23 protein-coding genes are annotated in these 22,109 nt (G+C 34.7%); 13 read left to right on the top strand and 10 right to left on the bottom strand.

The features are described 5' to 3' along the window. Nucleotides 1-14 precede the first annotated feature (14 nt). The 5 genes from folP to A2530_RS00960 are packed head-to-tail and all read right to left on the bottom strand — an operon-like array spanning nucleotide 15 to nucleotide 3,996. Nucleotides 15-1,157 (bottom strand): dihydropteroate synthase, encoded by a 1,143-nt coding sequence (gene folP, locus A2530_RS00980; RefSeq protein WP_294884029.1) that lies wholly within the window; start codon nucleotides 1,155-1,157, stop codon nucleotides 15-17. Further along, a complete protein-coding gene (locus A2530_RS00975) occupies nucleotides 1,147-1,773 on the bottom strand; it encodes a DNA polymerase III subunit delta' (RefSeq protein ID WP_294884028.1) in 627 nt (208 codons plus the stop codon). Before A2530_RS00975 ends, folP begins: the two co-directional genes overlap by 11 nt. After that, the gene (locus A2530_RS00970; RefSeq protein ID WP_294884026.1) at nucleotides 1,760-2,308 is read right to left on the bottom strand and encodes a HobA family DNA replication regulator; all 549 of its coding nucleotides are present in this window, start codon (nucleotides 2,306-2,308) and stop codon (nucleotides 1,760-1,762) included. The genes A2530_RS00975 and A2530_RS00970 overlap by 14 nt, the downstream gene beginning before the upstream one ends. 5 nt (nucleotides 2,309-2,313) lie before the next feature. Next, nucleotides 2,314-3,525, bottom strand: coding sequence for an aspartate kinase (locus A2530_RS00965; protein ID WP_294884025.1), 1,212 nt, complete (start codon nucleotides 3,523-3,525; stop codon nucleotides 2,314-2,316). Next, entirely contained in the window at nucleotides 3,526-3,996 is a 471-nt protein-coding gene (locus A2530_RS00960; RefSeq protein ID WP_294884024.1) for an RNA pyrophosphohydrolase, read from the bottom strand. It lies immediately after the preceding gene. A gap of 176 nt (nucleotides 3,997-4,172) precedes the next feature. On the opposite strand from A2530_RS00960, the gene A2530_RS00955 reads away from it, so the two are divergent. The 6 genes from A2530_RS00955 to queA are packed head-to-tail and all read left to right on the top strand — an operon-like array spanning nucleotide 4,173 to nucleotide 9,054. After that, nucleotides 4,173-4,556, top strand: coding sequence for a PAS domain-containing protein (locus A2530_RS00955; RefSeq protein ID WP_294884023.1), 384 nt, complete (start codon nucleotides 4,173-4,175; stop codon nucleotides 4,554-4,556). An 11-nt stretch (nucleotides 4,557-4,567) separates the two neighbouring features. Further along, a complete protein-coding gene (locus tag A2530_RS00950) occupies nucleotides 4,568-5,680 on the top strand; it encodes a methyl-accepting chemotaxis protein (RefSeq protein WP_294884022.1) in 1,113 nt (370 codons plus the stop codon). Nucleotides 5,681-5,684: 4 nt separating this feature from the next. Next, the gene (hemW, locus tag A2530_RS00945) at nucleotides 5,685-6,737 is read left to right on the top strand and encodes a radical SAM family heme chaperone HemW (protein WP_294884021.1); all 1,053 of its coding nucleotides are present in this window, start codon (nucleotides 5,685-5,687) and stop codon (nucleotides 6,735-6,737) included. A gap of 53 nt (nucleotides 6,738-6,790) precedes the next feature. Then, the gene (gene tatB / locus A2530_RS00940) at nucleotides 6,791-7,213 is read left to right on the top strand and encodes a Sec-independent protein translocase protein TatB (RefSeq protein WP_294884020.1); all 423 of its coding nucleotides are present in this window, start codon (nucleotides 6,791-6,793) and stop codon (nucleotides 7,211-7,213) included. Continuing rightward, nucleotides 7,206-8,027, top strand: coding sequence for a twin-arginine translocase subunit TatC (tatC, locus tag A2530_RS00935; protein ID WP_294884019.1), 822 nt, complete (start codon nucleotides 7,206-7,208; stop codon nucleotides 8,025-8,027). Before tatB ends, tatC begins: the two co-directional genes overlap by 8 nt. Next, nucleotides 8,020-9,054 carry a tRNA preQ1(34) S-adenosylmethionine ribosyltransferase-isomerase QueA gene (gene queA / locus A2530_RS00930; RefSeq protein WP_294884018.1) on the top strand — a complete coding sequence of 345 codons (1,035 nt, stop codon included), beginning with the start codon at nucleotides 8,020-8,022 and terminating at the stop codon, nucleotides 9,052-9,054. Before tatC ends, queA begins: the two co-directional genes overlap by 8 nt. Here the strand turns inward: queA and A2530_RS00925 are convergent. Both A2530_RS00925 and A2530_RS00920 read right to left on the bottom strand, forming a co-directional pair. Next, the gene (locus tag A2530_RS00925; RefSeq protein WP_294884017.1) at nucleotides 9,049-9,828 is read right to left on the bottom strand and encodes a DNA-processing protein DprA; all 780 of its coding nucleotides are present in this window, start codon (nucleotides 9,826-9,828) and stop codon (nucleotides 9,049-9,051) included. The two genes, queA and A2530_RS00925, sit on opposite strands and share 6 nt — an antisense overlap. Before the next feature lie 3 nt (nucleotides 9,829-9,831). Continuing rightward, nucleotides 9,832-10,917 (bottom strand): divergent polysaccharide deacetylase family protein, encoded by a 1,086-nt coding sequence (locus A2530_RS00920; protein WP_294884016.1) that lies wholly within the window; start codon nucleotides 10,915-10,917, stop codon nucleotides 9,832-9,834. A 242-nt stretch (nucleotides 10,918-11,159) separates the two neighbouring features. Between A2530_RS00920 and rpsF the strand changes: the two genes are divergently transcribed. From rpsF to A2530_RS00900, 4 genes are all read left to right on the top strand, one after another. Beyond that, nucleotides 11,160-11,576, top strand: coding sequence for a 30S ribosomal protein S6 (rpsF, locus tag A2530_RS00915; protein WP_294884015.1), 417 nt, complete (start codon nucleotides 11,160-11,162; stop codon nucleotides 11,574-11,576). Nucleotides 11,577-11,621: 45 nt separating this feature from the next. Beyond that, the gene (locus A2530_RS00910; RefSeq protein ID WP_294884014.1) at nucleotides 11,622-12,161 is read left to right on the top strand and encodes a single-stranded DNA-binding protein; all 540 of its coding nucleotides are present in this window, start codon (nucleotides 11,622-11,624) and stop codon (nucleotides 12,159-12,161) included. Between the two features lie 24 nt (nucleotides 12,162-12,185). Beyond that, nucleotides 12,186-12,449: a 30S ribosomal protein S18 gene (gene rpsR, locus A2530_RS00905; protein WP_294884013.1), complete on the top strand. Its 264-nt coding sequence runs from the start codon at nucleotides 12,186-12,188 to the stop codon at nucleotides 12,447-12,449. A 127-nt stretch (nucleotides 12,450-12,576) separates the two neighbouring features. Continuing rightward, complete coding sequence (locus tag A2530_RS00900) at nucleotides 12,577-14,295, top strand: hypothetical protein (RefSeq protein WP_294884011.1); 1,719 nt, start codon at nucleotides 12,577-12,579, stop codon at nucleotides 14,293-14,295. Nucleotides 14,296-14,297: 2 nt separating this feature from the next. On the opposite strand, the gene A2530_RS00895 is transcribed toward A2530_RS00900, so the two are convergent. Then, nucleotides 14,298-14,621, bottom strand: a complete 324-nt coding sequence (locus A2530_RS00895; RefSeq protein WP_294884009.1) for a hypothetical protein — start codon at nucleotides 14,619-14,621, stop codon at nucleotides 14,298-14,300. Next, nucleotides 14,621-15,244, bottom strand: coding sequence for a phosphoserine phosphatase SerB (gene serB, locus A2530_RS00890; RefSeq protein ID WP_294884007.1), 624 nt, complete (start codon nucleotides 15,242-15,244; stop codon nucleotides 14,621-14,623). Before serB ends, A2530_RS00895 begins: the two co-directional genes overlap by 1 nt. A 54-nt stretch (nucleotides 15,245-15,298) precedes the next feature. Here serB and A2530_RS00885 point away from each other — a divergent pair, with 54 nt between their 5' ends. Next, nucleotides 15,299-16,210: a methylenetetrahydrofolate reductase gene (locus A2530_RS00885; RefSeq protein ID WP_294884005.1), complete on the top strand. Its 912-nt coding sequence runs from the start codon at nucleotides 15,299-15,301 to the stop codon at nucleotides 16,208-16,210. A gap of 12 nt (nucleotides 16,211-16,222) precedes the next feature. On the opposite strand, the gene A2530_RS00880 is transcribed toward A2530_RS00885, so the two are convergent. Then, the gene (locus A2530_RS00880; protein WP_294884004.1) at nucleotides 16,223-18,337 is read right to left on the bottom strand and encodes a GGDEF domain-containing phosphodiesterase; all 2,115 of its coding nucleotides are present in this window, start codon (nucleotides 18,335-18,337) and stop codon (nucleotides 16,223-16,225) included. A 124-nt stretch (nucleotides 18,338-18,461) separates the two neighbouring features. On the opposite strand from A2530_RS00880, the gene serS reads away from it, so the two are divergent. Both serS and A2530_RS00870 read left to right on the top strand, forming a co-directional pair. After that, nucleotides 18,462-19,709, top strand: coding sequence for a serine--tRNA ligase (gene serS / locus A2530_RS00875; RefSeq protein WP_294884003.1), 1,248 nt, complete (start codon nucleotides 18,462-18,464; stop codon nucleotides 19,707-19,709). A 42-nt stretch (nucleotides 19,710-19,751) separates the two neighbouring features. Beyond that, entirely contained in the window at nucleotides 19,752-22,097 is a 2,346-nt protein-coding gene (locus tag A2530_RS00870; protein WP_294884002.1) for a hypothetical protein, read from the top strand. Nucleotides 22,098-22,109: the final 12 nt, after the last annotated feature.

The following is a 22,109-nucleotide window of genomic DNA, read 5'->3' as shown; positions in this document are numbered from 1 at the left end:
TTTTTTCTTGCCTTTTAAATATTTTTCAATGCTTTTTGAATTTTTAACGCTTGAACATGTGCTGCTACATCATGTACTCGAACTATAGAAGCTCCGTTTCTTATGGCTTCCAAATGAAGCGCCAAAGTTCCTGCTAATCTATCTTTTGGAAGCGAAGGAGAGATTTTGTCTATCATTGACTTTCTTGAAGCACCTACTAGCAAAGGCTTGCCTAAAGTTAAAAAATGCTCTAAATGCTTAATAAGCATCAAATTATGCTCCAATGTTTTACCAAAACCGATTCCTACGTCTAAAACAATATCCTTGACCCCAAACTCTTCGGCCACTTTAATTCTCTGCTCAAAAAATGAGTAAATATCACTTAATATATTTTCATATTTTGGACTCTCTTGCATTGTACGGGGAGTTTTTTGCATATGCATAATAACGGCTCTTGAATTGCTTGATGCACAAAGTTTGCAAACTTTTTCGTTTGACAATCCAGTTATATCATTTACTACCTCAAAACCGCTCTTTAGCGCATAATCTATTGCCAAAGGCTCATAACTATCTATACTAAATTTTATTTTGTTATAAAGTTTCTGTTTTTTTATGGTATCTAATATTGGCTTTAATCTTCTTAATTCCTCATTTTTATCTACATGTAAAGAGTTTGGTGCAGAAGAAACTCCGCCGATGTCTATAATATCTGCTCCATCATCTATCATTCTCTCGATAGCTTCTATAGCGCTAGCATCTTTAAATCTAGAATCAGAAAAAAAGCTGTCGTCATTTGCATTTATAACACCCATAATTTCTACATGTAGAGGTTTTTTAATATTTAAAATATTTTGAAACTCTTTTGCCAACTCTTTTAAGCCAAAAGGCTGAGATAACTCTTTTTTGCTAAGCAGATGCAGTTGCTTTGTAGTAGCAATTAAGATGCAATTTACATGTGGCGTTTTCGCAAGAACAGTTCCGCGAGGCACAGCCAAATCTGCCCCTATGCTAAGAGCATCTTGTTTTAATATATTTGCCGCACCTACATGTAACTCTCTGATATAAATTGTATGATGAGTCGCTTTTGATGCCATGATAGCAATTCCGCCGCCATCTACGCCTAGCTCACTTAGATAACTTTTTATATTTATATCGTTTGATAAAAGTTCAATTTGCACTTTTTTCTCCCACGAAACTCATAATTAGCATAGCTAAAACGCTTTGAGGTCTTGAGTTTAACTCCAAAAGTCTGTAAGCTTTATCAAAATTTTGAAGCTGTGAAGCGTTCAAAATCAATTTGTCTATAACTGTTGCTCTGTTATAGAGTGCTTCTACAAGAGATTTCGCCTCACTCTTTTTAACTCTTGCGTTTATTTTTAAGAACTCGAAAACTTCCGCATAATTTACCCTAGATAGATTAAGAGTAATCTCTTGCACACTGTATGTTGTTTTGGTTTGTAAAATCGGCATTCTTGAACGAACGGTCGGAAGAAGATTTGATTTTGTCGATGATATAAGTATATATTCTATATTTCTAGGAGGCTCTTCTAATAGTTTTAAAAGAGAGTTTTGGGATATGTGGTTAAAGTTGTTTGCCCCCAAAATTATATATTTTACCTGTGATTCGCTGATATAAGATTCTGCGATTACCGCTTTTGCATGCTCTATTTTAAATTCATCCTCTATAAAACCTACAACCCTATTTGGTTTTAACTCATTTCTGAGTCTCTCAAACTCCGCTTCAATGTTGTTTGAGATTAGAATATAACCTTTTTTAGAGTCATGATTCGACATCAACCTCTCCATACATCGCCGCATTTAAAGATGCATTAAATAGGCGGTAGAGTTGAAGCAGTTTTATATCTAATAGTTTGTCGTAAGATTTCAGATTAAACGCATTTAGATACTCTTCGTCAAAAATCCAAAAATAGCTAGTATCTTTTCTTTTTGCGATATCGGCTCTTTTATCTTCGCCTCTTCCGATATACCAAAAAAAGTACTCATCTTTATGAGCCAAAGATATCATATCTTCCACAATATCAAGCATCTCACCGCCGTTAATGCTGTTGTAGTGTTTATACATGCTGTCTATACTTACAATAGGAAGTAAAGGGCGATCTAGCTGTGCGTTGTTTAAATAGTCAAGAATATATGTCTCTAGCCATTTTCTTTTTTCGTCTGTAATAAGAATAATGGTTTTGCCGCTAAGTATCTGCTCCAATGCCTGAGAAGTCGTAGTAGTCCAGTCAAAGCGCTGCTCTTCCAGCCAACTAAAACAACCACCCTCTTCTCTGATGGCATCTAAGCTCCATTGGGCAAATTCAGACATATTACTCACTTATCCAATTCGTAAGCGTCATGAAGGCTTCTAACTGCCAACTCTGCATACTTTTCATCTATAACCATTGAAACTTTTATTTCTGAAGTTGAAATCATATTTATATTGATATTCTCTTTTGCCATTGTAGAGAATGCTTTTGCCGCAACGCCGGTGTGAGACTTCATACCGACACCTACGATTGATACTTTACAAATTTTCTCATCATATGAAGCTTCTTTAACTTCAGCATTTTTTACAAATCCGTCAACAACAGTCTTAGCGTCATTTAAATCTCCCACCGGAACCGTAAAATCTATATTTGCGCTTCCGTCATGACCTACGTTTTGAATTATCATATCTATGTTTACGTTATTGTTTGAAAGTTTCGTAAATATGTCAGACGCTATTCCCGGTCTATCTTTTACGCCCATCAACGATACACGAGCCTGATTTTTGTCTAATGCTATTCCACTTACTAACGGTTTTTCCATGATATTTTCTTCCTTAGTTATTAATGTTCCCTCTTCATTTGAGAAACTTGTTCTTGTTACTAAATTTACGTTTAATTTTTTTGCCAGCTCCACAGAGCGGTTTTGAAGCACTTTTGCACCTAAAGATGCAAGTTCTAGCATCTCATCGTAAGATATTTTGTCAAGCTTTTTGGCACGAGGCTCAATGCGAGGATCTGTTGTAAAGATACCGCTAACATCCGTATATATCTCACATAAGTCGGCTTTAATAGCACCGGCAATTGCAACGGCTGAAAGGTCGCTTCCTCCGCGTCCAAGCGTAGTTACGTTCCCGTCTTGCGATACGCCCTGAAAACCTGCAACCACTACGATTTTTCCCTCTTTTATAGCTTTATGCATAACGGTTGGGTTTATCTCTTCAATACGAGCTTTTGTATGAATGTTATCAGTCACGATTCCTGCTTTTCTTCCAGTCATAGAAATAGCGTCAAATCCCATTTCAGTCAATGCTATTGCTAGTAGTGCAGCCGTTACTCTCTCTCCTGAACTAAGAAGCATATCCATTTCGCCTCTTGAAGGATTTTTTGAAAAATGCTCCGCATAAGAAACAAGTTTATTTGTCTCTCCACTCATTGCAGAAACAACTACAACAACATCATTTCCTGCTTTTTTTGTTTCACTTACACGCTTAGCTACGTTTTGGATACGATCTAAATCACCGACACTAGTTCCGCCAAATTTTTGAACTATTAACATCTACAATAATCCCTCTTCTTTAAAATAATTTATTACACTGGTATAAACATCTTTTTTAAAACTTGCACTAAGATTCAAAGCTTCATCAACAGATACAAATTTATAATCAATAAACTCAGGTTCCTCAGTCTTTATATCTATAACTGCATCCTCTTGCAGTTTAACCAAAAAATATCTCTGTTTTTGCCCGATAAAAGGCTTCATGCTCTGTGCAATTCTAGGTGGAAAATCATAAGATATCCACTCAGGAAATTCTGCAATTACTTCTACTTTATCGGTACCTATCTCTTCTAAAAGCTCTCTAAACAGAGCTTCTCTTACCTCTTCGCCACTGTCGATTCCGCCTTGGGGAAACTGCCATATATCTATCAAATCATTTCTCTGCGCTAAAAAAATCTCTTTTTTATGCGGATAATAGCGAGATACGATAATCATTGCTACGTTGGGACGATATAACTCTTTTTCAGTCATGATTTCACTTCATATTATAATTGTGCGATTATACAAAATATGGAATTAAAATAAACTAATAGTAAAGATACAAGCTTGCAATTTTGCCATATGATTGACACTATTTGACACCATTAAAGCAGGCGTTATCTTAATTATGTTACAGTTGCGGCATATTACAAACGAGAGAATACAGAATGAGAGAGTACGTCTTAAAAAATGATGATTTTTTAGTGTCGCAAACAGATGCTAAGGGAATTATATTGTTTGCAAATGATGATTTTTGCAAAATTGCCGGATATAGTATAAATGAACTCGTAGGAAAACCGCATAATATTGTTCGCCATAAAGATATGCCAAAAGCGGCCTTTAAAGATTTATGGGAAGCTATCAAAAACGGTAAAATTTGGAGCGGCTACGTAAAAAACAGTACAAAAGACGGCGGATTTTATTGGGTTTACGCGACTGTTTATCCGATGTACGATGAAACAAGAAAAGAGCAAACATATCTCTCATGCAGAAGAAAGCCATCGGCATCAGAGATTCAAGAAGCAGAATCTTTATACAAGACATTAAGATAGGATACATAAATATGAATACAATTCAAAAAAACATGATTATAGCTTCGGCTTTTTTAATTCTAATAGTATCGCTTTTTTTGAGCGAATCTGCTATTTTACATGCAGTGTTGGCAGTTGTTACTTTTGCAGTCACTATCACACTAAGTATGCAAAGAAATCCCGCTAATAATTATCTTGGCAAGAAAAGAGCCGAGTTAATCGAGATGATGGAGTTTAACAGAAATAAAATCGAACTTAACGACAAAACAAATGATGAGGCAGAGATAAATTTCAATAAAATTGTAACAAGTTACCAAAATTCAGTACTTGCAGATACAAAAGTTGCAGGAGAGATGGTTTTATTAGCAGATAAAGTTTCAAAAGGTCACTACTCTTGCAGAATCTCATCAGACTCTAAAACACCGTATATACATGTGCTTAAAAATAGTCTAAACAACATGTTAAATCAGTCTGAGAAAAATATCGACAATGCGATAGAGACTCTTAAAAAATTCTCTGAGGGTTCATTTTCTACAAGAAGCGAGATTAAAGTAGAAGCGAAAATGGCTGATTTACTAAAAAATATAAACTCTCTGGGTCAGTCACTGCAAGATATGGAAGAGAAGAATAGAGTAAGCCAAAATGTTATAGTCGAATCTTCAGATAGGCTCAATGAAACAGTCTCAAAAATCACACATACCACAATCAAAGAGCTAAAAGATATGATAGACGACACGGTAGAGAGAATTCACAATGTCGCGCATAAAGAGAACGATATGGTACATAATCTTCAAACTCTGGTTACTAATGCAAATGAGACAAAAACTATTTTGGCAACCATTGGTGATATTGCGGAGCAGACAAACCTTTTAGCACTAAATGCAGCTATCGAAGCAGCTCGTGCAGGTGAGCATGGAAGAGGATTTGCCGTTGTTGCAGACGAGGTGCGAAAACTGGCTGAGAGAACGCAAAAAAGCTTAGCTGAAACATCGGCTACGACAAATGTTTTAATACAGTCTATCTCTGAAAGTTCTGATGCATTAAACGCAAATGCAAATGAAGTTAATAATATTTCTGCTGAAATCAGCTTAATCAATGACAAAATGGATGAGATTATAGATACATTAGACAGTCTCTCTAAATAGAAAGATGTTACTTTACATACATGTACCATTTTGTGACTCTAAGTGTTCATACTGCGCTTTTAACTCTTATGTGGATAAGTTCCATTTAAAAGAGCAGTATATGCTCTCCCTTTGCACACAGCTTGAATTTGAACTCAAAAGATTTAGAACTCCCCAAAAAGGAATAACCTCCCTCTTTATCGGAGGGGGTACTCCATCTACCGTAGAACCAAAATTATATAAAAATATCTTTGAGATGCTAAAACCATACATGGCACCAAATATCGAAATAACAAGCGAAGCAAACCCAAACAGTGCTAATGCGGCGTGGCTTGAAGGAATGTATAATCTCGGAGTTAATCGCATAAGTTTCGGTGTGCAAAGCTTTGATAAAGAGAAACTAAAAATACTAAACCGTGCTCATAATGCATCTCAGGCAAAAGAGGCAATTTTGAATGCAAAAGCGGTAGGTTTTGAGAATATCTCGTTGGATTTGATTTATGCAACGCTAGGAGACACGAAAGAGCTTTTAGAAAATGATTTAAACACCGCTTTTGCCCTACCCATCAACCACTTAAGTGCTTATGCTCTAACTATAGAAGAGGGTACGCCTTTTGAATCAAAGCCTTACATGTCAAAAGAGAGATTAAAACTTACGTCATGGCTTTTTAAAAGCATCAGTAATTTTGGTTTCAAGCAGTATGAGATAAGCAACTTCGGTTCTTATAGAAGTATTCACAATCTTGGTTATTGGCAATATGATGATTATATAGGTCTAGGAAGCGGTGCTGTAGGAAAGTTAGATTTGGAGAGATATTACCCGACAACCAGTGTTGAAGAGTATATAAAAAACCCGCTAAACATAAAAACAGAGCACTTAACTCCCGAAGATAAAAAGATAGAGCAGATTTTTTTAGGTCTTCGCTCTTGTGTAGGAATAGATAAAAACATCTTAGATAAAGATGAACTTAAAAAAGCACAACTGTTAGTTAGCGAAGAAAAACTTACCTTTCAAAATGATACCTTTTATAACGAGAACTATCTGTTAGCAGATGAGATTGCACTCTTTATATCGTAGTTTAATTATTTTTTTGCTAGAATCGTCGTTCATATAATTTAGAGGATTTTTTCATGTTTGGTATGGGTTTTACTGAGATACTCGTTATTGCTATTATCGCTATTTTATTTCTCGGTCCAGATAAACTTCCGGACGCAATGGTTGAGATAGCTAAATTTTTTAGAAACACAAAAAATGTTATCGGAACTATGAAAAGCAGTCTTGAAGAAGAAATGAATGTAAAAAGCATGAAAGATGAGGCTCTTGCATATAAAAAAGAGTTGCTTGATGCTACAGAGAAAGTAAAAAGTGCTACAGATATCAAGGGTATGGCGGCAAAACTGACAACACTTGAGGATGATTCATTTGGCGATGACGGTTTCTTTGATGAGCCAAAGAAACAAGCACCTGTAAATAAACCCGAAGAGGTAACACTTAAAAAAAGTGATGTTACTCAAACTGCAAAAAAACCACAAGAAGATGTAAAAAATGTTTGATGAGATAAGACCGCACCTAATTGAGCTAAGAAAAAGGCTAGCAATCTCCGTAGCAAGTCTTATTGTAATGTTTTTTGTCATGTTTTATTTTCATGAACCTATTTTAGCATGGATTGTTGAACCTCTAAATGTAGCACTTATAGAAGTCGGTAAAAAATCACTTCATGCGGCAGATGGAATGGTAACGACAAATCAAGTCGGAGGAGCATTTTTTGTTGCACTTAAAGTATCATTTTTTGCGGCAATTCTAGGTGCTCTGCCGATTATACTCTCTCAGATATGGGCATTTGTAGCCCCTGCTCTTTATGCTAATGAAAAAAAGATGGTTATTCCATTTGTCCTTGGCGGAAGCATAATGTTTTTGATAGGAGTTTTGTTTGCTTACTATGTAGTTACACCTTTTGGATTTGACTTTCTTATTACATTCGGTAGTTTTAAATTTACTCCGCTAATCAATATAGAAGATTATGTAGGCTTCTTTACAAAAATCATGTTTGGGTTCGGTATATCTTTTGAACTTCCCGTTTTTGCATACTTTTTAGCACTGCTTGGCATGGTTGACGATAGACAGATGAAAGATTTTTTCAGATATGCAATCGTGATTATTTTTATAGTAGCCGCTCTTCTTACTCCTCCTGACGTTTTAACTCAACTTCTAATGGCAGGACCGCTTGTTCTGCTTTATGGAGCTTCTATTTTAATTGTTAAAATGGTAAATCCTGCTGCTCCATTAGAAGACGGCGAAGAAGAGGATGATAATGAGGATGTTAATCTCCTTGATGAGATAAAAGCGATAAATAAAGACAGTGAGTGATAAAAATCTTTTAACTTCTAGCTATGACTTTTTTCTTCCAAAAAAGCTCATAGCAACCCACCCTGCCTTTCCCAGAGACAGCGCAAAACTTTTAGTCTATAATAGAAAGACAGATGTAGTTTCACATGTTAAATTTTCTGATTTAGAAGCTTTTATTCCAAAAGAGTGTGCGCTTATTTTTAACGATACTAAAGTTATAAAAGCCAGACTTTTTGGGAAAAAACTAAGCGGCGGAAAAATTGAACTGCTTATAAATAGAGCCTTAAATGCACATGATGTGAATGTCTATATAAGAGGCAAAGTAAAAATAGGTACAAGAGTTTTATTTGATTGTAATGAGAAATTAACTCTACATGTAAAAGAAGTGCTTGATGATGGAAGCAGAATCGTGAATTTTTATTCAAATGATAAACTTTTGCGTTTTGAAGAGATACTCCCTATTATAGATAAGATAGGGCATATTCCTCTTCCGCCGTATATTCAAAGAGAAGATAACAAAAACGATGAGATAGAGTATCAGAGTGTTTTTGCCAAAGAAGAGGGTGCCGTTGCAGCTCCAACAGCATCACTTCACTTTACAAAAGAGCAACATAAAAGAGTATGCCAAAAGTATCCTCACGCCTATGTTACACTACATGTAGGAAGCGGAACGTTTAAACCTGTTGAGTGTGAAGTTATAACACAACACCCTATGCACTCTGAGTATTATGATATATCAGACAGTGCTAAACAACTAATAGATTCCGAGATACCGATACTAAGCGTTGGAACTACATCCACAAGAACCATAGAATTTTATGCAAGAAATAAAGGAGAACAAAAGGGAGAGGCAAATCTTTTTTTACATCCCAACAATAAGCCTCTTAGAGTAAATCATCTCCTTACAAACTTTCATCTGCCAAAATCAACTCTTTTAATGCTAGTAGCCTCTTTCATAGGTCTGCAAAAAGCTCAAGAACTTTATAAAATCGCCATAGAAAACGAGTACAGATTTTACTCTTACGGCGATGCTATGCTAATCTTATAGGAGCCAAACTCTGCCGTTAGCTATTTTTATCTCGCCGCCAAGCTCAGCTTCAAAAACTCTCTGCGGAAATTTTGAACAAGCCTCGTCATAAGTCGGATTCTTAGCACAAAAAGAGAAAAAATCATCCTCTTTTTTATCTATTTTCGGTTCACTACATGTAGCAAATCCTGAGACAAACTCATCTATATCATAAATTGGTTTTGCTTTTAACTCTTTTAGAAGTTGGCTTGTTCCACTGCTCTCTCCCAAACGCTGAGGAAGTACAAAAATCTCCTTGCCCATCTTCAAAGCAAACTCCACGCTTCTCATCGTTCCGCTATCAATTTCCGCCTCGCCTACTATCAATACATCTCCAAGGGCGACAACAAGCTCGTTTCTAACAACAAAGCTCCATGGAGTTGCAATAAAGCCCATATCAAACTGACTAATCAACAACCCATTTTTAGATATATCATTTAAGAGAGTTTTATTAACGCTAGGATACCTTATATCAATACCGCATGGAAGCACTGCTATAGTGTTTGAGGCACCGGCTGCACCATGAGCCGTAGCATCAATTCCCATTGCTCCTCCGCTTACAATACAAACGCCATGCTTTGACAAAGATGATGAGAGCTTTTGAATCGTTAATCGAGAGTACATTGTAGGTTTTCTGCTTCCTACAATTGAAACTTTAACTCTTTTTAAAAGTTCTATATTTCCATCGTAAAAAAGTTTGCAAGGGTAGTTTTTCATAGCTAATAGTTCAGGAATCTTATCTTGAACTAAATTCATAGGTTAATAAACCTTGTCTATTAAAACTAACTCAACAGCAGAGAAAAGATTTTTTGATTCACTAATTGCTAAAATAGTATTTGCATGCGGATGACCTATTGCTATGGCACTTCCATGTATTTTAGCAGACTCTATAGCTTTTTTAATCTGCACTATTATAGAAGCTTTATCCATTTTATCATCTAAAAAGACATCTCTTGCTACATACTGTTTTCCATAATTTTTCATAACCGTAGGTACTTTTGTAGAGCCTATAGTTCTGCTGTCTATAAAATTAATATTCTCTTTATTTAGCGCAATTATAAGTCTATTTACAGCTGCTTCGTCGGATGTAAATTTACTGCCGGTATGGTTGTTTATATATTTTACTTTTGGAAACAGTTTTTTAATATCTTCTATCCTACTTATAATCTCATCCTGAGAATCACCGACTCTTAAAGTATAAGGCTCCTCATGATGAAAATTTTTAGCTTCCATAGGTAAATGGACCATATAAAAACTCTCTTTTGCGGCTAAAGTACTTGAGTTAGGTCTAAACTTACTCGGCGGTAAAAAAGACATTGTTATAGGCAGATTAAGAGCTTTTATTGCTGCTACATGTGATTTTACGCTTACATCATCGATAATAATCGCAAGCTTTGGTTTTGTAGAACTTTTTACGATTTTACGCTCAGGCGGCTGAGGGAGTACTGCACCCTCTGTTTCATGTGTAGCATTTTCATACTCATCGCCTCTTTCTTGCTCTTTTGACTCATTTGCCTCATCACTCTTTTTCTCAATTTTCTCTTCTATTTTTGGCTCACTTATCTGAGTAATATTAGCCTCTTTTTTTAGTATCTCTTTTAATCTGTCATTTACGTCTATCTCTCTTTTTTTTGCACTCTCTTCTTCTAATTTTTTAATTACGGAGAGTCGCTTTTTCTCTTTCATCTGTTCTTGTTTTTGTATATTTTTTTTAGCATCATCATACCCGAAATAGTATCCGCCTATAAATACGCCAATAGCTATGACTATAAAAACCAATCCCCATGCTATATATATTAAAGTATTTGAATGTTTTTTTGAGCCGACTTTTTTTCTTTTTGTCATATATTCTCCATTTATTCTTGTTAAAACTATATCTTAAAAAATTTAAAAAGATATTATTATTGCAAATTGCTATACTTTATTCATAAAAACTAATATGTTTATATATATGCTTTTTTAAGTATTTTTTTTGTATAATTCCGAGTTCCTTTCTCTTTGTATCGATAATTTTTCGATATATGCATATCCGAAAGGGAAACAAAAGCCTTGCAAAAGGGCGAAATACCAAAGGGAGATTATACTCTATGAGACATTACGAAAACCTAGTAATCGTAAAACCGACATTAACAGCAGAAGAGATTCAAGCTAGCATTAAAGCTATCGAAGAAATTATCACTTCTAACGGCGGCGAAATTGCTGCTACAGACGCTATGGGCATGAGAAAATTAGCATACCCTCTTAACAAAAACGAGCGTGGTTATTTCCATGTTATCTACTATTCTGTTGCTCCATCGGCAATCAACGAAATAGAGAGACGTTTCCGTATCAATGAAGATCTTCTTCGTTTTGTAACTATAAAATATGATACAAACCGCGAAGTAACTGCTTGGAATCAACTAGTTCAAAAAGCTCATAAAAAAGCTAGCGCACCTGCAGGTGAGGCAAAAGTAGAAGAAGTTATTATACCTGCCGGAATTGATGAAGACGAAGACGCTGAATAGACAAGTGAAGTAATTGGCTAACGCCTAAACAAATAAGGAAAATTCATGTACAACAAAGTTATTTTAGTTGGAAACTTAACTAGAGATATTGAACTTAGATACTCTCAAGGCGGAATGGCTATCGCAAACAGTGCAATAGCAACTAGCCGTAAATTTACCGTAAACGGTGAAAAAAAAGAGGAAGTTTGTTTTGTAGATATTACATTCTTTGCAAGAAGTGCAGAGATTGCCAACCAATACCTTAGAAAAGGAAGTAAAATCCTTGTCGAAGGCAGACTTAACTTTGACCAATGGGTAGATCAAAACGGACAGAAACGTTCTAAGCACTCTGTTGTTGTTGAGACTATGCAGATGTTAGATTCTAAAAATGACAACCAAGGCGGTAATGATTATCAGCCTCAGCAACAAGCAGGTTATCAGCAACAAGGAAACTATCAGCAAGCACCTAGTTACCAACAGCAACAGCCTCAAAGCTATCAACAGCCGAGTGGACAGCAGCAACAAGCTTACAATCAAAGTAAGCAGATGCCAAGTAGTAACTCTGTTCCAGTAATCGACATTGATGAAGATGAAATCCCATTTTAGATATTAGATAACAAAGGAAATAACATGGCAGAAAGAAGAAAGTATAAAAAAAGATACTGTAAATATTGTGAAGCAAAAGTTGATTTTATGGATTACAAAGATGTAGGAGCACTTCGTTTCTCTCTTTCAGAAAGATATAAAATTATGCCTCGTCGTTTAACAGGAAACTGTAAACGTCACCAAGATATGATTTCAACAGTTATTAAAAGAGCTCGTGCAGCTGCATTGGTTCCATATACTGTAACAAGAAAAACTGTAGTAACTGCACCGTTTGAAAATTTAAGATAATTTTCAAAGAATCCTCAATACGAGGATTGGTGCTTTTGCACCGCCGTTTATTTTCTATAATAACTCCAAAAAAACTTTTTTTACTTTAGGAATATTTTTTGCTACACATGTAGTAAAAAGCAGTACTATGAAATATATATTAACAGCTATACTACTAATCACTTCCCTTTACGCAAAAAAATCAGACTTTTCAATAGTAATAGATGAACCATTTAACAATGCTCTTTTTGATATAACCGAAGATTACGATCGTAGCATAAGTGCCGTTGGATTTATAAAAGAGTACAAAAAGAACTCTGCTAGTACAGGTGTTACTTATACAAACGCTTTTGATTACTTAGCTTCTGTTTCAAATAAATACGGTTCTAAAATGCATTTAATAAAAATTGATGATTATGCAGATATTTTACTTAGAAAATCAATGGAGTTGTCAAACTTTAGTGAAGCACTCAGTATCGCAAAAACACCTCAGAACGGCTACTTTATAGGTGGACATACGTTAGATGGATCACTTATAGTTTTAAAACTTGATTCAAATGCAAACATTATTTTTAAAAAAATATTCGGAACTGCAAATTATGACAAAATGAGCAAAATGCTTCTTCTTCGCGATGGTGGTGTTTTGGCAATAGGATCGTCTGCTACCTCAAGAGATAAACACGATAATCTTTTTGAAAGCGGTTTGGGTTTAAGTGATATCTATTTAACAAGAGTCTCAAGTAACGGCGACATGTTATGGAGCAAAAAATATGGCACACAAAATGATGATATAGGAGTCGATGCAACAGAAGCCGATAACGGCTCTATAATTGTACTATGCCAAGCAAATAGTGAAAAATCAAAAACTATAGAAGTTATGAGAATTACTGAAAATGGAGACAAAGTCTGGTTAAAAGAGTTTAAAGGCGAAAAAAACATAACGGCTCATAGAGTCATAAAACTGCGAGAAGGTAGCTTTGCTTTGTCACTCTCACAAGAGGATGAGATGAATAAAGAGCAAATCAGGCTCGTGAAAATAGATATACAAAAAAATATTTTGCTTGATAAAATTATTCATACAACTTACAGTAGCGTATTAAATGATATAAAAGAGTATTCAGACAGCAAAATAATCGGTGTCGGTTATGTAAAAGATACGTTTAACACTGACGGGCTTGTTATGCTTTTAGATGGCAGGTTTTCAATGCTCTCTCAAGAACATTACGGCTCAAAAGAGTATGAGGGCTTCAATGCGGTTACAATACTACATAACTCTCAAGCAGCGGTAGCCGGAGTCTATACAAATAAAGATTCACAAGAGAGTAACATGTGGATTGTAAAACTAAACAGAGATATCTCCATGGCTCAAGCCCCTAGCAAAATAAGCAGTTTATACGATGAGTTAAATGATATATTTAAACAAGAGGTAAAAGAAAAAAAGATATCAATAACGCAAGACTTATCCATAAATTTAATCGATAAAAATCTCTATTTTGATATAGCGGAGTATAAACTAAACAGTGCTCAAAAAGAGTTTTTACAAAAATTTTCAAATAAACTTTTACTCTTTTTGCATAAACATCACGAGTTAGTAAACACCCTAGAAATAAGCGGGCATACTTCAAGCGAATGGGGAACACAGGACTTTTCCGGTAGATATCTAAATAATGCAAAACTATCAATGACCCGCTCATTTTCAACACTAAGCTATATTTTTTCAATGCAAGATGAAAAAAGTAAAAAGTTGCTCTCTAATATTTTAAAAGGGAGCGGTCTTAGCTTTTCGAAAAAGATAGTGCATAACGAAGTTGAGGAGAAAGAGAAATCAAGAAGAGTCTCTTTTAAGATTATCCTTAAAAATAACTAATTTTACTCATCATCCTCATCTAAGCTTGATGCTCTAAAATCTAAGCGTGTCTTGTCCTGTTTTAACTTTTTGTAAAGTTTAAACTTTGCATTTTTAAGCTCTTCATCGCTACACTCAAAAGCAGCTTTAATTTGCTCATCGTCAAGTCCTGCACTATCCATAGCAAAAAGCTTCAACTCTTTTTTTGTAAGTTTTGCTTTAAGAACTCCATATAGAGTTTTTTCATCTTCGATAATATCAAGCAAATCCATTTTACAAAATTTAGCAATCATCTCTTTAAAACTATTTTCTTTGTTATACTGTCTCCAGACACTGTTTTCTAACATTAAATTTTCTCCAATATTTGTGTTAAGTCTTTTATTTCGACTATAATATTTGCCTCTTTTTTCAAGATTTCTCTTGCACAAAAAGCGACTCTTGTCCCTGCATGTGCAAACATAGAAAGGTCATTTGCACCGTCTCCGCACACCAAAGTTTCACTCTCGGAGACACCTAATAAACCTTGTAAGCGTATCAACATATCGCCTTTCGAGTAGTTAAACATCATATCTCCGCCTACAAGACCGCTTAGTTTTTGATTTTTATGGTGTAAGACGTTTGAGAAATCTGCATCAAATCCCAAAATACCCTTTGCATATCCTGTTGCACTTCTAAATCCACCGCTAAAACAAACCACCTTCATGCCTCTTGATTTAAGTTCGGCAATTGTTTCGCGAGCACCCTTCATGTAAGGAAGATTATGACTAATTTTTTCAACTACACTATAATCCAAACCTTTTAAAAGCCCTACTCTTTGTTGAAGCGATTCAAAAAAATCAAGCTCTCCGCTCATTGCGGCTTCGGTTATCTTGCTTACCTGTTCACCGAGTCCGAGTTCTTCAGCAAAAAAATCTATTGTCTCGCCGTCCATAAGCGTAGAGTCAAAATCAAAAACAGCCAGTTTTAGCATATATTCTTCTCTCTTTAGTTATAATTGTGCAATTATACCCATTTAGGATGCTTTTTGTTTGATGAACTAATAAATAAATTAAAAAACCATACATACATTACGCTTGAGACTACACCTGCACACTCTCCTGTTTTTTCTCCGATTGTTGATAAAATTGCAGAGCTTGGGCTTGATAAATTAATAGACGGTTTTACAACTACTGACAATCCTCTAGCAAAATTAAAATACAACTCTCTTTTTGGAGCAAAATTGCTTCAAGATAGATTTAACAAACCCGTTATTGCTACAATGAGTATGCGCGATAGAAATAAAATTGCTCTTCAATCCGACCTTCTTGGAGCAAACGAAGTAGATGTAAGAGCTATTTTAGCCTTAACTGGTGATCCTGCTACTATATCCGACCAACCACATACAAAAGGCGTTTTTGAGGCAGACAGTTCAATGTTGCTTGATATAATCTCCTGTTTTAACAGCGGTATAGATTACGCGGGAAAACCGTTATCGCATCAACCAAAAGAGATATACCCTTTTGCCGTTGTAAATTCATATGCAAAAAATCCAAAATCTCTTCAAAAGAAAATGCAAAAAAAGATAAAACACGGAGCTCTAGGCATTATTACGCAACCTGTTTATGATGTAGAAAATGCAAAACAACTTTTAGAACTTAAAGAGGCGGCAAACAAAGAATGTTCAAGCGAGAACAGAGGTGCAGAGCTTATTTTAGGAATTTTCCCTATTACAAAACTCAGAACCGCACAGTTTCTCTCGGCACATGTTCCGGGAATTAATGTTCCAGACTATTGGATAGAGGAGTTAAGGATAGCTCATGAAAAAGGAGCTAATGAAGAGTATAAAGTTGGATTTGAACTCAGCAAAAAACTCTTTGATAATCTAAAAGCTTTCCATCCAAAAATTCATCTTATGACTGCAAACCAGTTTCAGATAGCTAAAGATATATTAGTTTAGCAGTTTAACATGTTAAACTGCTTTACCTTCTCCTTTGAAATTACGTATAAATTCTTTAAAAACATCTATTTTTAGCGGTTTACTAAAATAATATCCCTGTACTTGATTGCAATCTAAATGCTTTAACGTATCAATATGTTCTTGTGTTTCTGAACCCTCTGCTATAACATCTTTGCCTAAAGATCTTGCCATTGCTATAATTGCTGCGACAATTGAGCGGTCATCTTCATCTTTATCAATATCAAGTACAAAACTGCGGTCTATCTTTATAGTTTTAGCGGGTAATTTTTTAATGTAACTTAGTGATGAGTAACCTGTTCCAAAATCATCGATAGAGAGATTGAAACCTTTTACATGTAGTTCGTTTAAAATAGAGAGTGCTTTTTTAACATCTTTCATAATATGACTCTCCGTTATTTCAAGCTCTATATACCTCTTTTCAAGACCAATCCCATCAACAATTTTACAAATATCCTCGACAAAAGACTCATCATCAAGCTGTTTACTAGATACATTTATTGAAACCGTAAGTCTATTACCGTTATCGTGAAGTATCTTTGTATCACTAACTGCCTGCTTTACTACCCACAATCCAATTTGCGATATTTGCCCCGTATCTTCAGCAATACCTATAAACATATCAGGTCTTATAAGTCCTACGCTTGAGTGACTCCAACGAATAAGCGCTTCCATACCGTAAACACTTTTTGTAGTTAAATTTACTTTTGGCTGATACTCTAAAAACAACTCATTTTTACTTATGGCACCACGCAAATCATTTTCAATTAACATACGCTGCGTTATCTTTTCGTTCATATACTCTTTATAAAACTGATAGTTGTTCTTTCCTGATTCTTTTACATGATACATTGCCGTATCTGCAGCTTTAATTAGCTCTTCGTAAGTATATCCGTCATCAGGATAAACACTAATACCCATACTAATTCCGGTATATAACGCTTTGTCTCCTATCTCAACCGGTGTTTTAAATTTATTTATAATTCTATCAACTATTGGAATTATCTCTACTATAGACCCTATATCTTCTAATATGATTGTAAATTCATCTCCACCTAATCTTGCAAGAGTATCTTCTTCGCGTAAAAGAGTTTTGATTGATTTTGCAACTTCTATTAAAAATTTATCACCTACAAAATGCCCAAGCGTATCATTGATATTTTTAAAGTTATCCATATCGATAAATAGAATTGCCATCTTCTTATTAGCTCTTTTTAAAGCAGGTATTCTACTAATAACACGTTCTTCAAACAGTACCCTATTTGGAAGTTCCGTAAGAGAGTCAAAATAGGCTAAATTGTGAATAAGCTTTTCTTGCTCTTTTTTTTCGCTTATATCATTAACTATAGATATATAGTTTGTCAGTGCGCCCTCTTTATTGCGTAAAGCTATAATATTAACTTCGGCCGTATATAACTCTCCGTTTTTTTTACGGTCTATTATCTCTCCGTTATATTGACCATTATTATTAATTTCACTCCATAGATTTTGATAGAAAAGAGTGTCATGCCAACCTGAACTAAGAACATGCGGTGTTTTACCTTTAATCTCTTCTAGTGTATATCCCGATATTTTACTAAATGCTCTGTTAATGGTAATTATTCGTTGATTTGAGTCCGTTATTAAAACTCCGTCTTTCATCTTTTCAAAAACGGCGGAAGCTAAAATAAGCTCATTTTCTACAATTTTTCGCTTTGTAATATCATGTACCGTACCGATTGATTTTAGTGGTCTTCCATCACTTGCAAACTCATGCTCACATCGTTCTTCTACAAAACCCACTTCTCCATCTTTTCTCACGATACGATGTTCGACGTGATATCCCTGTTTTTCTTCAAGGGATTTCATATAAGTATTATTGACCAACCCTACATCATCAGGATGAATATGTTTTAAAAAGGCTCCGTAAGTAGCACCAAATTCTTGAGGCTCAAGTCCAAAAATACGATAAACTTCATCAGACCAATAAAGACTATTGTCTGTTAAATCAAGTTCCCAATGCCCTATATGTGCCAATGCCTGCGCTTTATTAAGACCTGATTGAAGTCTTAGATAATTTTGCCGCTCAAAAGAGTCAAGAACAACTTCAGTGCTAAAGTTTTTTTTCATAAATTTCCTGTTTATATTGTCTTTGTAATATACAAAATAATATGGTATTTTAACATATAGATAGCACAATATGCTTAAGTAGTTTATTTTGATATAATTTCACTACTTATTTTTTAGGATAACTATGATTGATTTAAAGCTATTACAAAAAGATTTTCAAAGCGTTAGCGCTAAACTTATACGCAAAGGTGTTAGTGCGGAACTTATTGAAGAGTTAAAGAGAAAAAATGAAGAGTTAAAAATTGCAAAAGTAGAATTTGAAACTCTTCAAGCAGACCAAAACAGTATGAGTAAAGAGTTTGGCATCTATAAAAGAGATGGCAAAGATGTCAGTGAATTAAAAGAGAAGGTTGATGCAAACAAGATTAAAATAACTGATGCCCTTGAAGTTCTAAGAACAAAACAAGAAGATCTTGAAGCTCTTGCTATGTCTATTCCCAATATACCGGATAATGATGTTCCAGACGGTGCAGATGAGAATGATAATGTAGAAATTAAAAGAGTTTTATCTCCAAAAGAGTTTACATTTACTCCAAAAGAGCATTGGGAACTAGCCGAACAAAACGGATGGATTGATTTTGAACGTGGTGTAAAACTGGCAACTAGCCGTTTTAGTGTCTCTTTTGGTATGGGTGCCAAACTAGAACGCGCACTTATTAACTTCATGCTGAATTTTAACTCAAAAAGAGGATTCCAAGAGGTTAGCGTACCTTCAATCGTAAACAGAGCTGCACTAGAGGGAACTGGACAGCTTCCAAAATTTGAAGATGATTTATATAAACTACAAGACCAAGAACTTTTTTTAATCCCGACGGCAGAAGTTCCCGTAACGAACCTCTATCAAGATGAAATTTTATCTCCTGATATGCTTCCTATTAAAATGACGGCATACACATCATGTTTTAGAAAAGAAGCAGGTGCAGCAGGACGTGATACTAGGGGTATGATAAGACAGCATCAGTTTCACAAAGTTGAACTCGTTGCTATATCTAAACCGGATGAGAGTGATATTATTTTTAATGAAATGGTGGGGACTGCGTCCGATTTGCTTTCTGCTCTTGAACTACCTCACAGACTTGTTACACTTTGTTGCGGTGATTTGGGATTTGGTGCGGCTAAGACAGTTGATTTAGAAGTATGGCTACCGGGACAAAACAGATATAGAGAAATTAGTTCTGTTTCAAATACAAGAGATTTTCAAGCAAGACGTGCAAAGATTCGTTATAAAGACGGCAAAAACAATACATTAGTTCATACACTTAACGGTTCATCTCTTGCCGTAGGAAGAACGTTGGTAGCTATTATGGAAAACTTCCAAAATGAAGACGGAAGTATCACTATCCCAAAAATACTTGAACCCTACATAAACTAAATGGTACTTTTTTTGCTATAAATATAAAAAACAAGGTAAGAGATGGCGGACGCTGTAGAAGAAATAATAATTATCGAAGACAGTGATGCTGCCTTAGATTATGCTGCTTCAAATAAGCCGACTGTAGAAAAAGAAACTAAACTACTAAATAAAAAACAGCTTATGTATATAGGTGTCGGTATCGGCATAGTTTTAATCATAATAATTATCTCTTTGGTTGTTAACAGTTCCAAAAAAAAAGATGCCGAAGTCTCAACAAAACGTATTGAAGAGAAACTTGACGAGCAGATAACACAACCTGTAGAACCTAGCAAAATCGAGAATATGATTGCAAAAGCCGACTATTTATACTCAACAGGCTCAAAAATCGAAGCACTATCTCTTTACGAAAAAATTGCACTCTATAGCGAAGCCGTATCTGCATATAACTTAGGCGTTGCTCAGCTTAAAGATGCCCAATACGAAACTGCTTTAAGTAGCTTTCAAAAAGCTATACAAAATAATGAGAAAAGATGCGTAAGCGCTATTAATGCAGCAGTCTGTTCAATTTATTTACAAAATGAAAAAAGCTTCAAATATTATATAGATTTAGCATATGCTTATCTGCCTCAAGAGAGACAATCTCCCTTGTATTCATACTACTATTCACTAATAAATTACTATAACGGCAACTATATAGAAGCCTTAAGCGCGCTTAAAAATCCAACTACAGATGAGTATATAAAAGTCCAGAACGACCTTAGCTCAAAGATAGATGCTCTATTTAATAATAATTTTAGCGCTATAGAAAGTTTAGAAAAAAATAATTTGCAAACAGATGATTTTAGCTTAGGACTGCTTTATGCAAGGGTTGGTGATTTAACATTGGCAAAAAAACATCTTCAAGACGCCATTAAAAATAATATAGAACCTATGAAATCTCAAATAGCACTTGGATATACAGAACTAAAAGCCGGTCAAGTACAAGAAGCTGCTAAAGAGATAGAAAATGCAACTGACATGTTTGGAGAAAAAGCATATCAACCGTATCCTATTAAAGTAAATTTGAAAGATTCACTTTTTAATCAAGATCTAGCTCAAAAGCGTTATAGAGATATTATTATTGAATCAAAAGAGATTAATTATCAAAAAATATTTTATTTTTCACCATATAAAGTATTTAATGCTAATCAAACAATAAGCTATATAAGGAAGGGGACTGCAAATATATTTATTGATAATGTAAACTCTGCAGAGGAGTACCTGACAAAAAGCTCTTCCTCTTCTAATGTAAATTTAGGGATAGTAAATGCCATAAAAAGAGCGTTATCCTTTAAGTTAAGAGAAGCAAACGAAATACTTCAAAAATTGGTTGAGATACAGCCTAAACACTCCATTTTGCACTATGATTTGGCTTTAACGTATGCTCAAATGGGAAATATGGTAGATGCGCATAAACACTTTTTACGCTCATACAATTTAGATGCAAAAAATTATCTTTCCGGCATATACGCCGTTATGACCTCTCAACTAATTAACAAAGAGAATCCTAAACTGTTATCAATTGTAAAAGATACAATCTCAGAGGAGGAGTCTTCTGAAGAGATTGATTTGTGCAAAACATTGCTCTTTATTAGTGAAGACAATATTTTAGCTACTGCAGATTGGTTAGATAAAAATTATCAACAAAAACCTCTTTATCTAGCACTAGATATTATAATAGCACTTAAACAAAATAATATAGAAGAGGCACAAAAATCGGCAAGTAAACTTGCAATTCTTCTTCCAAATGAGATTTTGCCACACTTAATGTACATAGATGCAAACTTTAATAAACTTAACCAAAAAGAGTATGCAAAAGAGGTTGCGCACTATTTAAAAATGCAAGAGTTAAATTTTAATGACTTATATTTTGGCACACATGTTACAAGATATTTATATATTCAACAAAATTTAATAACAGGAAGATTATATTTCTTGCGAGAACAGATAAAAAAAGCATTAGCATCAACAACAGAACAACCTCATGAATTAACAAGTACATTAGCACTTGCGTCACTTTATGACAATGCCTACGAAGAGTCTTATACACTATACAACAGTTTAATAGACGATTTAAAAGTAAGAGATTCTCAAACTCTATTTTTAGGTGCCGTTGCGTCAACCGCCGCAAATCATCATGCAAATGCTATTGCCCTTTTAGAGTTGTCAAAAATGAAAAATCCAAACCATCTTGAAAGTAGATATGCTCTTGGTCTTCTATATATAGAAAGTAAAAACAATAAGGGAGCAGTTATTCAACTATCAAAAATAAATAAGAGTAATTTCAATTCGGAATATTTCAATTTTTATATCGATACTGATAAATTGATGTTTGAAAAGAGTCAGTCACAGCAATCACAGAAGTAAATTTTTACTCCT

Source organism: Sulfurimonas sp. RIFOXYD2_FULL_34_21 (genome assembly GCF_001830805.1).
Classification (GTDB): domain Bacteria; phylum Campylobacterota; class Campylobacteria; order Campylobacterales; family Sulfurimonadaceae; genus Sulfurimonas.
Note: the sequence above shows the minus strand (reverse complement) of the source record. Positions and strands in the feature narration are given on the sequence as shown.

What these genes read in the sequence shown, in the direction of transcription:
- A2530_RS00960 (WP_294884024.1), bottom strand. Translation starts at nt 3,996, where the DNA reads ATGACTGAAAAAGAGTTATATCGTCCCAACGTAGCAATGATTATCGTA.
- A2530_RS00920 (WP_294884016.1), bottom strand. Translation starts at nt 10,917, where the DNA reads ATGACAAAAAGAAAAAAAGTCGGCTCAAAAAAACATTCAAATACTTTA.
- A2530_RS00895 (WP_294884009.1), bottom strand. Translation starts at nt 14,621, where the DNA reads ATGTTAGAAAACAGTGTCTGGAGACAGTATAACAAAGAAAATAGTTTT.
- rpsF (WP_294884015.1), top strand. Translation starts at nt 11,160, where the DNA reads ATGAGACATTACGAAAACCTAGTAATCGTAAAACCGACATTAACAGCA.
- tatC (WP_294884019.1), top strand. Translation starts at nt 7,206, where the DNA reads ATGTTTGATGAGATAAGACCGCACCTAATTGAGCTAAGAAAAAGGCTA.
- A2530_RS00965 (WP_294884025.1), bottom strand. Translation starts at nt 3,525, where the DNA reads ATGTTAATAGTTCAAAAATTTGGCGGAACTAGTGTCGGTGATTTAGAT.
- A2530_RS00955 (WP_294884023.1), top strand. Translation starts at nt 4,173, where the DNA reads ATGAGAGAGTACGTCTTAAAAAATGATGATTTTTTAGTGTCGCAAACA.
- A2530_RS00970 (WP_294884026.1), bottom strand. Translation starts at nt 2,308, where the DNA reads ATGTCTGAATTTGCCCAATGGAGCTTAGATGCCATCAGAGAAGAGGGT.
- A2530_RS00925 (WP_294884017.1), bottom strand. Translation starts at nt 9,828, where the DNA reads ATGAATTTAGTTCAAGATAAGATTCCTGAACTATTAGCTATGAAAAAC.
- serB (WP_294884007.1), bottom strand. Translation starts at nt 15,244, where the DNA reads ATGCTAAAACTGGCTGTTTTTGATTTTGACTCTACGCTTATGGACGGC.
- A2530_RS00975 (WP_294884028.1), bottom strand. Translation starts at nt 1,773, where the DNA reads ATGTCGAATCATGACTCTAAAAAAGGTTATATTCTAATCTCAAACAAC.
- A2530_RS00910 (WP_294884014.1), top strand. Translation starts at nt 11,622, where the DNA reads ATGTACAACAAAGTTATTTTAGTTGGAAACTTAACTAGAGATATTGAA.
- hemW (WP_294884021.1), top strand. Translation starts at nt 5,685, where the DNA reads ATGTTACTTTACATACATGTACCATTTTGTGACTCTAAGTGTTCATAC.
- A2530_RS00900 (WP_294884011.1), top strand. Translation starts at nt 12,577, where the DNA reads ATGAAATATATATTAACAGCTATACTACTAATCACTTCCCTTTACGCA.
- A2530_RS00950 (WP_294884022.1), top strand. Translation starts at nt 4,568, where the DNA reads ATGAATACAATTCAAAAAAACATGATTATAGCTTCGGCTTTTTTAATT.
- tatB (WP_294884020.1), top strand. Translation starts at nt 6,791, where the DNA reads ATGTTTGGTATGGGTTTTACTGAGATACTCGTTATTGCTATTATCGCT.
- A2530_RS00880 (WP_294884004.1), bottom strand. Translation starts at nt 18,337, where the DNA reads ATGAAAAAAAACTTTAGCACTGAAGTTGTTCTTGACTCTTTTGAGCGG.
- rpsR (WP_294884013.1), top strand. Translation starts at nt 12,186, where the DNA reads ATGGCAGAAAGAAGAAAGTATAAAAAAAGATACTGTAAATATTGTGAA.
- A2530_RS00870 (WP_294884002.1), top strand. Translation starts at nt 19,752, where the DNA reads ATGGCGGACGCTGTAGAAGAAATAATAATTATCGAAGACAGTGATGCT.
- serS (WP_294884003.1), top strand. Translation starts at nt 18,462, where the DNA reads ATGATTGATTTAAAGCTATTACAAAAAGATTTTCAAAGCGTTAGCGCT.